General features: G+C 63.9%; 11 protein-coding genes and 1 tRNA gene. 10 read left to right on the top strand and 2 right to left on the bottom strand.

The window, feature by feature from the left end; all coding sequences use genetic code 11:
* The first annotated feature begins 284 nt into the window (after nucleotides 1–284).
* Complete coding sequence (locus QZV93_RS09890; RefSeq protein ID WP_295558015.1) at nucleotides 285–626, top strand: hypothetical protein; 342 nt, start codon at nucleotides 285–287, stop codon at nucleotides 624–626.
* Nucleotides 627–959: 333 nt separating this feature from the next.
* Nucleotides 960–3116, top strand: coding sequence for a sodium-translocating pyrophosphatase (locus tag QZV93_RS09885; protein WP_295558013.1), 2157 nt, complete (start codon nucleotides 960–962; stop codon nucleotides 3114–3116).
* 50 nt (nucleotides 3117–3166) lie between these two features.
* On the opposite strand, the gene QZV93_RS09880 is transcribed toward QZV93_RS09885, so the two are convergent.
* Complete coding sequence (locus tag QZV93_RS09880; protein ID WP_295558011.1) at nucleotides 3167–3538, bottom strand: VOC family protein; 372 nt, start codon at nucleotides 3536–3538, stop codon at nucleotides 3167–3169.
* A gap of 11 nt (nucleotides 3539–3549) precedes the next feature.
* Nucleotides 3550–4047, bottom strand: a complete 498-nt coding sequence (gene bamE / locus QZV93_RS09875) for an outer membrane protein assembly factor BamE (RefSeq protein ID WP_295558009.1) — start codon at nucleotides 4045–4047, stop codon at nucleotides 3550–3552.
* Nucleotides 4048–4239: 192 nt separating this feature from the next.
* Here bamE and QZV93_RS09870 point away from each other — a divergent pair, with 192 nt between their 5' ends.
* The 8 genes from QZV93_RS09870 (at nucleotide 4240) to QZV93_RS09835 (ending at nucleotide 10311) form a co-directional block, all read left to right on the top strand.
* On the top strand, nucleotides 4240–4743 hold the full coding sequence (locus QZV93_RS09870) for a ubiquinol-cytochrome C chaperone family protein (protein ID WP_295558008.1): 504 nt from the start codon (nucleotides 4240–4242) through the stop codon (nucleotides 4741–4743).
* Nucleotides 4740–5270: a YceD family protein gene (locus QZV93_RS09865; RefSeq protein WP_295558007.1), complete on the top strand. Its 531-nt coding sequence runs from the start codon at nucleotides 4740–4742 to the stop codon at nucleotides 5268–5270. Before QZV93_RS09870 ends, QZV93_RS09865 begins: the two co-directional genes overlap by 4 nt.
* 201 nt (nucleotides 5271–5471) lie before the next feature.
* Nucleotides 5472–6518, top strand: coding sequence for a phosphate acyltransferase PlsX (gene plsX / locus QZV93_RS09860; RefSeq protein ID WP_295558005.1), 1047 nt, complete (start codon nucleotides 5472–5474; stop codon nucleotides 6516–6518).
* A gap of 50 nt (nucleotides 6519–6568) precedes the next feature.
* A complete protein-coding gene (locus QZV93_RS09855; protein ID WP_295558003.1) occupies nucleotides 6569–7546 on the top strand; it encodes a beta-ketoacyl-ACP synthase III in 978 nt (325 codons plus the stop codon).
* A gap of 188 nt (nucleotides 7547–7734) precedes the next feature.
* On the top strand, nucleotides 7735–8055 hold the full coding sequence (locus QZV93_RS09850) for an integration host factor subunit alpha (protein ID WP_295558001.1): 321 nt from the start codon (nucleotides 7735–7737) through the stop codon (nucleotides 8053–8055).
* A 455-nt stretch (nucleotides 8056–8510) separates the two neighbouring features.
* Nucleotides 8511–9056, top strand: coding sequence for a MerR family transcriptional regulator (locus tag QZV93_RS09845; protein WP_295558000.1), 546 nt, complete (start codon nucleotides 8511–8513; stop codon nucleotides 9054–9056).
* Nucleotides 9057–9467: 411 nt separating this feature from the next.
* Entirely contained in the window at nucleotides 9468–10196 is a 729-nt protein-coding gene (locus QZV93_RS09840) for a hypothetical protein (RefSeq protein ID WP_295557998.1), read from the top strand.
* A 37-nt stretch (nucleotides 10197–10233) separates the two neighbouring features.
* Nucleotides 10234–10311, top strand: a tRNA-Pro gene (locus tag QZV93_RS09835).
* Nucleotides 10312–10320 lie beyond the last annotated feature (9 nt).

Raw genomic sequence — 10320 nt, 5'->3', positions numbered from 1 at the left:
GAAACGGTTGCGAAGGGGCTTCGGCGTCAGCCGGGACGCCGCGCGACGCGACCCGTAAGGAGTCCGTCAGGTCGCACCTTTCCAATTTTCCGACTTCGCCACTCCAGTTAGCTTCCCTGTGACGTGTTTGCCTCGGCGCTTTCCGATTCGCCAGGCAGTCTCGCTGCACCTATCGAGCGCAAAGGGTGAATCGGGCAAACTGGCCGCGATGATCACATCAGGCTTCAGCCGATCATCAATCGCGTGGAATGCCACGCACGTCTGCATCGGAAAATGAGGCGATAATGTCGGCACGAGGAATTGTCAAAGCGCTGGCGGCTGTTGCCGCACTGTGCGCGGTTTCGGCACCTGCGTTGGCGGATGACACGGGCTTCGCCTACACCCACGACCTTCGCAAGGAGGGTGGGCGCACCTGCTTCACCGACCATTACCACTACGGCAGCGGATCAGGTGCAACCAAGGCGGCCGCCCAGAAGGACGCCGTCGGCTCGTGGATCAGCTTCACGGATTTCGAGTACGGCAGCGACTGGGCGCGCTTCTCGCGCGCGGCCAGCAAGGGTCTCTCGTGCAGCCGCACGGGAAGCGGTGGCTACGACTGTCAGATCGAAGCCCGGCCCTGCAAGTAAAGACAGAGTTGATCTGATTCGCGGCAGCCGCGACGAGCGGCTGTCGCGTTGCCGTGTGTGCGCGATTTCAAACGATTCCAAACTTGGGTGAGCGCACTACGGTCGCGCACACATCCATTTGATAATCAACGAAGACTTGCGGCATAAAGGGCGTGATGCTTCGGCTTTGCGCCCGACTTATTTACGCCTGTGCCCGTATTGCAACGCATGCCCTCTTTTGGCATGGTCCCGCGCGCGTCTCTCAGCGGCGCAAACTACGGGTTTCGGTTGCCGCCCGTGCGCAACCGTGCAAGGTCGCAGCCAACGAGCTGACCAGATAGGGGAAATGCTTCAATGACAGAAATACTTTGGGGGATCGTCGCCTGCGGGGCGCTTTCGATCCTCTACGCCGTCTTCACCATCCAGTCGGTGATGAAGTCGGACGCCGGCAACGCGCGCATGCAAGAGATCGCCGGCGCCATTCGCGAAGGTGCCCAGGCCTACCTCAACCGTCAGTATCAGACCATTGGCATCGTCGGCGCTGTCATTTTCCTGCTCGCCTGGATCTTGCTCGGCGCGCCCGTCGCAATCGGCTTTTTGATTGGTGCCGTGTTGTCGGGTCTCGCCGGCTACATCGGCATGAACGTATCGGTGCGCGCCAACGTGCGCACGGCACAGGCTGCCACCGTATCGCTCGGCAAAGGTCTCGACATCGCCTTCAAGGCCGGCGCCGTCACCGGAATGCTGGTGGCCGGCCTCGCGCTCCTCGGCGTCTCCATCTATTACTACATTCTGACCGAGGTTCTGGGATACGCCGCGGCTGACCGCACGGTCATCGATGCGCTCGTCGCGCTCGGCTTCGGTGCGTCCCTCATCTCCATCTTCGCCCGTCTCGGCGGCGGTATCTTCACGAAGGGTGCAGACGTCGGCGGTGACCTTGTTGGCAAGGTCGAGGCCGGCATCCCCGAGGACGATCCGCGCAACCCCGCAACCATTGCCGACAACGTCGGTGACAACGTCGGCGATTGCGCCGGCATGGCGGCCGACCTGTTCGAGACCTATGCCGTGACCGTCGTCGCCACCATGGTGCTCGCAGCGATCTTCTTCGCCGGCCAGGCCAACCTCGCGGCCCTGATGGTCTATCCGCTTGCCATCTGCGCGGCCTGCATCGTCACCTCGATCATCGGCACCTTCTTCGTCAAGCTCGGCGCCAACAACTCGATCATGGGCGCGCTCTACAAGGGCGTCATTGCCTCGGGCGTGCTGTCGATTGCCGGCCTCTACGCAGCAACGCAATATGTGCTGGGCGGCTTCGGCGAGGTCGGCATCGCGAACGGCCTGTCGATCACGGGGCAGGGGCTTTTCCTGTGCGGTCTCGTAGGGCTTGCTCTGACCGGTGTGATCGTCTGGATCACCGAGTACTACACCGGCATCGGCTATCGTCCCGTGCGCTCGATCAGCCAGGCCTCCGTCACCGGCCACGGCACCAACGTCATCCAGGGTCTCGCGGTTTCGCTTGAAGCCACGGCTCTTCCCACCATCGCCATCGTCGCCGGCATCCTCGCCACCTACAACATCGCCGGTCTCTTCGGCACGGCGATTGCGACCACCACCATGCTCGGCCTCGCCGGCATGATCGTCGCGCTCGACGCCTTCGGTCCCGTGACGGACAACGCCGGCGGCATCGCCGAGATGTCCGGCCTGCCCAAGGAGGTGCGCCGCTCGACGGATGCGCTCGACGCCGTCGGCAACACCACCAAGGCGGTCACCAAGGGCTACGCCATCGGCTCGGCCGGCCTCGGCGCGCTCGTGCTGTTCGCGGCCTACAACTACGACCTGCAGTACTTCATCGCCAAGGCCAACGAGGCCGGCTCCACGTCCTATCAGTTCTTCAAGGGCGTCGAGACCAACTTCGGCCTCGACAACCCGTACGTCGTGGTGGGCCTGCTGCTCGGCGGCTTGATCCCCTACCTCTTCGGCGGCATCGCCATGACCGCCGTCGGCCGTTGCGCGGGCTCGATCGTCGAGGAGGTGCGCCGCCAGTTCAAGGCGAAGCCTGGCATCATGAAGGGGACAGAGCGCCCGGACTATGCCCGTGCGGTCGACATTCTGACCCGCTCGGCCATCAAGGAGATGGTGATCCCGTCTCTGCTGCCGGTGCTGTCGCCCATCGTCCTGTTCTTTGTCATCGAGGCCATCGGCGGCCGCGGCGCGGCGTTCTCCGCCGTTGGCGCCATGCTGCTCGGCGTCATCGTGACGGGGCTCTTCGTCGCCATCTCCATGACCTCGGGCGGCGGCGCCTGGGACAATGCGAAGAAGGCCTTCGAGGACGGCTTCGTCGACAAGGACGGCGTCAAGCACGTGAAGGGTACCGACGCTCACAAGGCCTCCGTCACCGGCGACACGGTCGGCGATCCCTACAAGGACACCGCCGGCCCCGCCGTGAACCCGGCCATCAAGATCACCAACATCGTCGCGCTGCTCCTCCTGGCCGTGCTCGCGCACGGCTAGAGAGAGACCGCTCTGCGAAATGAAAAGGCCCCGCGCGAGCGGGGCCTTTTTTATTGGTGCGCGTCGAGCTCCTCCGGAGCGCCGCCGAAGCGCAGAAGATTGCCGTGCGGATCGTGAATAGTGAACTCCTTCATGTTCCACGGTCGCACGGTGAACTCGGAAAGCTTGGGAACACCCTTCGCCCTGAACTCGTCATAGAGGGCCACGATCTGCCCGCCGCGGATATAGCAGGACGTATGCTCGGGATGGATGCGATCGGACGCGAGCCAGAAATGGATCTCCATCCGGTCGCGCCGCGCGAGCAGGTAGTCGCCGTGCCGTTGCACCGAAAAGCCGAGCAGGCCGCCATAGAACCGCTCCGTCTCGTCGAGATCGAGCGAGGCGAGGATAGGGATCGAAATGGCGAGATCGTCCTCAAGCATCGGAGGGCCGTTTACTCGCCGAAGATCTGCTTGGTGCCGAGGTTGCGGAACAGCTGCTTGAAGATGCCGTCTTCCTTGCCGCCCGGAGCCGGCGTCGTCCGCGAGACGAAGTCGAACACCTTGCCGTCCTTGAGGCCATAGTTGGCCACGCGGTCGACGGTCTGCGCAGGCGTGAAGTAGACGGCCAGCACCTGCCGGTCCACCTCGCTGCCCGACATGAAAGCGACCCGCTTTTCCGTGCTCGAGATGTAGTAGTAGGCCGAGCCGTTGCCGATCGTCGTCGTGGTCGTCGGTGAGCCGAGGATGAGCTTGACCTGCTCCTGCCCCATGCCGGGCTGCACCTGCGCGATGTCGGATTCGCGGAACAGGTGGCCATGCTTGGTGATCTGCTCGCTGCAGGCCGAGATGCCGACCATGACGACGAGCAGCGCCGGCATCAGAAGGCGCAAAGCCAGCTCTTTGGCTCCGCTGCGCTCCGTGCTTTGTCTCGACGCATCGGGACGGCGCATGGCGTGGTGACCCCCTGGGAGACTCATGAAACCCCTGTGCTCAAGTCCCGCCCTTAGCTAAAAGGAGGCCGCAAAGCAACGGCGGGGCTCCCTTGGTCCCCTTGTGTAAGAGACTGGAAAACCCACGTGCTCTCCTGGTTTAAAAGCAGAGCCGAAGATCGGCAGAGAGCAATCGACTTTTATGGCGCGATCGTGACCCGCGCCCGCGCCCCTGCGCTTTTTGCCCGCCACGGTGTCCTCGACACCCCGGAAGGGCGCACCAGCGCCATAATTCTTCTGATGTTTCCGCTCCTTGAGCGCCTTCAACGGGGGAATACGCCGGATCGCCGCCTAGCCCGGCTGACGGCCGAGACCTTTGTCACCGACATCGACGATTGCCTGCGTGAAATGGGTGTTGGCGATCTGTCGGTGCCGAAGAAGGTTAAGCGTGCCGCCCAGGCGCTGGGCGAGCGCTGCCTTGCCTACCGTCGCGCTGCGGCCTCGCCCGAGCCGGTACGCGCATTGGCCGACGAACTCGCCGCGACGGTCCCGGGCCTCGATCACAACGCCGGGGGCGCCGAGGTGTTGGCGCGCTTTACGTTGAAATCTGTCGCGGATCTCGCCACCGTGCCGACCGAGAAGCTGGCTTCCGCGCTCGCCGCACTGCCCGATCCTGCGGATGCCGCCACGGCATCCCAACCGGAGACTTCCGCATGACTGCCCTTCGCGATTGGATGCTGCTTGTCACCGACATCCCCGAGCGTGGTCTTGCCCGCACGCGCACGGCCACCGACGAGGAGCGCATCGAGCTGGCGCGCGAGCTCGATATCCCTTCGGTTGAGAGCCTGACTGTCAGCTATGAGATTACGCCGCGCGGCCCGCTCCGCTACGTGTTTTCGGGCACGCTTGAGGCCAATGTGACGCAAGCTTGCGTCGTCAGTCTCGAGCCCGTGCCCGCGCGCGTGACGGAAGCGTTCGAGATCGGGCTGGGGCCCGCCGAGGCGCTGGAGGATGCGCCACCCGCCGCCGGCGATCGGGAGGTGTCGAGCGTTCCCGATGTCGAGCCGATCGAGGACGGTCGCGTCGAGGTGGGTACCATGATCTTCGGGGTGCTGTCGGCCGCGCTCCCGCCCTATCCACGCAAGCCCGGTGTCGAGTTCGATTGGGTTGATCCGAAGGGCGAGGCGGATCCCGAGGGCGCGAGCCCGTTTGCCGCATTGGCCAAGTTGAAGCCCCGGCCCTAACCTCCGACGCCTGGGGTCCGGCCCGGCAAAGCTCGGCAGCGCGACGTTTTTCACCGCGCTACGCTTTGTCCCCGGCCTACCTAAGGAAATGGGTTGTTTCGCAGGTGCAAACGAGTATTTTCCCGCAGGCATTGCCTGGGGGGAAGTTGCAGGCAAGGCCGCTTCGGCACCGGGGTCGTTCGATAGGTTCATGATCGCCAGATGGCCCAACCGCGGACATTAGCGCTCGACGCCATGGGAGGCGACCACGGTCCTGAGGTCGTGATCCCCGGGGCTGCGCTTTCGCTTGAGCGCCACCCCGCGTTGAGTTTCATCTTCGTTGGCGACGAGGTCCGCATTGCGCCGATCCTCGCCGGCCATCCGGCGCTCGCCGCACGCTCCCGCGTCGTGCACACGACCCAGGTCGTTGCCATGCATGAGAAGCCGAGCCAGGCCCTGCGCCGCGGTAAGGGATCGAGCATGTGGCTCGCGCTCGAGGCGGTGCAGAAGGGCGAGGCGCACGCTGCCGTCTCAGCTGGCAACACTGGCGCGCTGATGGCCATGGCAAAGCTCATTCTGCGCCCCATGAAAGGTATCGAGCGCCCGGCCATCGCCGCTCTGTGGCCCACCATCACCGCCGAATGCATCGTGCTGGATGTCGGTGCCAATATCGGCGCCACGGCGCGGCAGCTTTCCGAGTTTGCATTGATGGGCGCCGCAATGGCGCGCGCTCTGTTCCACGTCGAGCAGCCCACGGTCGGGCTCTTGAACGTCGGCGTAGAGGATGTGAAGGGCGCCGAGGAGGTGAAGGAAGCCAACGCGCTTCTGAAGGGTGCGGAGCTTCCCCTCGACTATCGCGGCTTCATCGAGGGCAACGAGATTGGTCAGGGCAAGGTGGACGTCGTCGTCGTCGAAGGCTTCGCCGGCAATATCGCGCTCAAGACGGCGGAAGGAACGGCAAAGCAGATCGGCATGTACTTGAAGGATGCGATGATGCGCACCTGGCTTTCGCGGCTGGGAGCGCTTCTCGCCCGCGGTGGCTTCAAGGTTCTCAAGGAGAAAATGGACCCGCGGCGGGTCAACGGCGGCACGTTCCTCGGGCTCAACGGCATCGCCGTCAAGAGCCATGGCGGCACGGATGCCCTGGGCTTTGCGAGTGCGGTCGATCTCGGCTACGAAATGTCCGAAAGCGGGCTCCTCGAGCGCCTCGCCAGTGATTTGGAAACCTTCCACCATCGTCTCGGCACCGTTTCTCCTGCGTCCCACTAGGCGTTCCGGGCTGGCAAAGCCCCAATAAGCCCTGCACAGAAGAGGTTACCTTGGCAGTCATTCGATCGGTCATCCGCGGCGTGGGCGCCCATCTTCCCAAGCGCGTTGTGACCAACGCCGATCTGGCAAAGATCGTCGATACGACCGACGAATGGATTGTCGAGAGGAGCGGCATTCGCCAGCGCCATATCGCCTCCGACGACGAGACGACCTCTTCGCTGGGCATCGCCGCCTCTCACCAGGCGCTCGTGCGAGCCGGCATCGACCCCGTCGACATTGATCTCGTCGTCTGCGCGACCGCGACGCCGGATCGCACGTTCCCTTCGACCGCCGTCAGAATCCAGTCCGGTCTCGGCGTCACCAAGGGCGCCGCGTTCGATGTCCAAGCCGTGTGCTCCGGCTTCGTCTATGCCATGGCCATCGCGGACAACTTCATCAAGACGGGCCAGTCCAATCGTGCGCTCGTCATTGGTTCGGAAACGTTCTCCCGCATTCTCGATTGGACCGACCGTTCGACTTGCGTCCTGTTTGGCGACGGCGCCGGTGCCGTCGTGCTCGAGGCGCAGCCCCAGCACGGAACGCGCGAAGACCGCGGCATTCTCTCGAGCATCCTGCGCTCGGACGGCCGCTTCGAGGACCTGCTCTATGTGGACGGAGGGCCGGGAACGACCAAGACGGTCGGACATTTGCGTATGAATGGGCGCGAAGTTTTTCGCCATGCAGTGCAAAAAATCTCGGGCGTCATCGAGGAGACTCTGGTGGCCACCGGATACGCGGCTGACGAGATTGACCTCTTCATCCCGCACCAGGCCAATGTTCGCATTCTGGACGGCATTGCCAAAAAGCTCGGCATCTCTCACGAAAAGATCATCAAGACCCTAGAAAAGCACGGAAATACGTCCGCTGCGTCGATTCCACTGGCCCTCAATCAGGCCTTCGAGGAGCACCGTGTGCGCGAAGGAAGCCTGGTGCTGATGGAGGCCATGGGCGGCGGATTTACGTGGGGAGCGGTGCTCGCGCGCTGGTAATGCTGCACCGGCGAGGAATGCGATGATGCAATGCACAATTCAGTGCTCTGAGTGTCCTAATTTGGGCCATTCCAACGATTGCTAAATCTCTGTGCGATTTCAGTTGCTTGTTGCGATCTGTCATTGACCGCGCCTCCGCGCCCCGATAGCATCAGGAATAATACCTATCTACGGGGAGGCGGAGCGCTATGAGCGGGAAGACACTGACACGTGCCGATCTGGCCGAGGCAGTGGTCCGGAAGGTCGGCTTGCCGAGGAACGAGTCGCAAGAACTCGTCGAACTCGTGCTGAACGAGATTTCGGACAGTTTGGCGCGCGGGGAACAGGTCAAGCTGTCCTCGTTCGGCTCGTTCGGCATTCGCCAAAAGGGCGAGCGCATCGGGCGCAATCCCAAGACGGGCAAAGAGGTGCCGATCACGCCACGCCGCGTGCTTGTCTTTCGGCCCAGCAATATCATGAAAGACCGCATCAACTCCGGCCGCTCTCGGCGTAACAAGGCGGCGGAGTAGCCTCCGCTTTGCGATGCGACGAGAACGCCTGCAGCACCTAGGCGCCGCGCGACACGATGATGCGTGTCGCAATTGCAAGCACGCACATCCGAGCAGCATGGCGCGTGTGCCTTGAGCACACCGGCGCGGAAATGTGCGCGCGCACGCGCCACTTGCCGCGAAAAAACCAACAAGCACGCAGAAGGCTCGATCTGAGCTGCACGCCGTTGTGCGTGCTCAGCGTTGAAAAAAGCTGTGACCGATTGATCCGATTGATCGAGACGGCGCGTGGCGTTGTCGGTATGATTGCCAAAGCAAGCTGTGGCGTTGGCGTTGCGCATCTTCAGGCAATTCGGGATGCAGGTGTGGGTTTGGTCCAGCCCGCAGGGGGTGGATAGGGCCAGCGTTGACGCATCAGCGAGGCACGAGGCCGGCGGAAACCGGATCATCCATGGCCAAGGCATCGAGGGGTAACGATGAGCAAGGCAGCGGAGGCTTTTCGAACCATCAGCGAAGTGGCTGATGAGCTCGATGTGCAGAAGCACGTTCTAAGGTTCTGGGAAGCGCGCTTCCCGCAAGTCCGGCCCATGAAGAGGGGCGGCGGACGCCGGTACTACCGTCCGGAGGATATGGAGCTGCTGCGGGGAATCCGCCATTTGCTCCACGCCGAGGGGTACACGATCAAGGGTGTGCAGAAGATTCTGCGCGAGCAGGGCATCGATCACGTGAAGCAGCACGGCCGCGTGCCGGACGAGGCTCCGCGTGCTGGCATTCGGCCGGACGCACGTGTGCTGCCGGCCAACGTTCCAGCCATCGGTGCGGCCGCGCAGGGACGCGGTGCGGCGGTTGCCTCAGCGGCGCGGCGCGGCGCCGGACGCGGTCGTGCCAGCGCCATCGATCATCTCGCAGCCGTCGAAGCGGCCATCAAAGAGCTGGAGCAGTGTCGCGCAATTTTGCTCGAGACGCTCGGCAAGACGGAGCCCGTACGCGTGCCCCGTCGCGCCCGCGCCGTCAGCGCGTGAAGCGTTGAAAGCTCCCGACGGTCGGTCTAGACCATGATCGCTTCGGACCTTATCAGTCCGAAGCGTGAATCATCGGTCTCGCTAAAATGACCATGATCGCTTCGGACCCGAGTCGCTCCGATCGTCGCGCCTCCTATCAAGGCGCGGCGTGAATCGGCAGCGCAGGAAAAGCTCCGATCGTCGCGCCTCCTATCAAGGCGCGGCGTGAATCGGCAGCGCAGGAAAAAGCTCCGATCGTCGCGCCGTCTATCAGGCGCGACGTCAATCGGCAGCGCAACGAAAGTCCGAAGCGTGAATCATCGGTCTCACCGGGCACCTGAGCGCGGCTCCGATTGATTCAAAAACAACCGCGCTATTGCGATCGCGCTTTCGAGCACGTGCGGCCGCTGGAGGGCGCTCGGCAGGACGCAGATGGCTGAGACGGAGCTCTGGCTCGTTAATCTCGACGCGGCGGCATCGGCCCTCGAAGCCATCGAGGAAATGACCCCGCGCCTCTCTGGGGACGTCGTGCGCCGCCTTGCCGACATGCGCAACGAGGCGGCCCGCCGCGAGCGCAGGAACGCGCACATCGCGCTCCGTATTCTGATCGAGCGCATCCACGGGCCCGGCATCCGCCGCGCACCCTTCGAAAGGAGCGCGACCGGCAAGCCGTCATTGCCCGTTGATGGTCTCGCCTTCAGCCTGTCCCACACCGTCGGACTGGCGCTCGTCGCCGTGAGCGACCGACGAGGTCCGCTCGGAGTCGATATCGAGCGTCTGCGGCCGGTGACGATGCCGGACGCACGCCGCGCGCCGATCGAGGAGGAGGCCGTCGCGCTCGCTGCCGGCGTAGCGGTGGCCGGCCCCAGCCCGGATGCGCGTTTTCTCAGGGCTTGGGTGCGCATCGAGGCCGCGGCAAAAGCGCAGGGCCACGGCATCGGCCAGATCCTCGAGCGCCTGCGGCCGGACCGGCAGGGCGCCGCCGAGCGGATGGCGCGCGAAACCCTCGCGATCGTGGTCCACGACATTCCGGTAGGAGAAGACGTATTCGCGGCCATCGCTGTCGAGAAGGACCAGTCACCGCCACGGCTAAGCCGGTTTCCAGCCACGGCGGAAGCCATCGCGGCACTTCTCACCGCAGGCGCAGGAACGAGGCGTTGACCGCAGGCCCGTAGCCAGACATAAGGGGGGCCGAAGTCGGAGCGTAGCGCAGCCTGGTTAGCGCACCAGTCTGGGGGACTGGGGGTCGGGAGTTCAAATCTCCCCGCTCCGACCATTCACACAT

Source organism: uncultured Hyphomicrobium sp. (assembly GCF_902826555.1).
In the GTDB taxonomy this organism is placed as follows: Bacteria; Pseudomonadota; Alphaproteobacteria; order Rhizobiales; family Hyphomicrobiaceae; genus Hyphomicrobium_C.
Note: the sequence above shows the minus strand (reverse complement) of the source record. Positions and strands in the feature narration are given on the sequence as shown.

Coding starts and splice junctions, on each gene's coding strand:
- QZV93_RS09850 (WP_295558001.1), top strand. CDS start 7,735: ATGAGCGGGAAGACACTGACACGTGCCGATCTGGCCGAGGCAGTGGTC.
- QZV93_RS09845 (WP_295558000.1), top strand. CDS start 8,511: ATGAGCAAGGCAGCGGAGGCTTTTCGAACCATCAGCGAAGTGGCTGAT.
- QZV93_RS09880 (WP_295558011.1), bottom strand. CDS start 3,538: ATGCTTGAGGACGATCTCGCCATTTCGATCCCTATCCTCGCCTCGCTC.
- QZV93_RS09840 (WP_295557998.1), top strand. CDS start 9,468: ATGGCTGAGACGGAGCTCTGGCTCGTTAATCTCGACGCGGCGGCATCG.
- plsX (WP_295558005.1), top strand. CDS start 5,472: ATGGCCCAACCGCGGACATTAGCGCTCGACGCCATGGGAGGCGACCAC.
- QZV93_RS09885 (WP_295558013.1), top strand. CDS start 960: ATGACAGAAATACTTTGGGGGATCGTCGCCTGCGGGGCGCTTTCGATC.
- QZV93_RS09865 (WP_295558007.1), top strand. CDS start 4,740: ATGACTGCCCTTCGCGATTGGATGCTGCTTGTCACCGACATCCCCGAG.
- bamE (WP_295558009.1), bottom strand. CDS start 4,047: ATGCGCCGTCCCGATGCGTCGAGACAAAGCACGGAGCGCAGCGGAGCC.
- QZV93_RS09890 (WP_295558015.1), top strand. CDS start 285: ATGTCGGCACGAGGAATTGTCAAAGCGCTGGCGGCTGTTGCCGCACTG.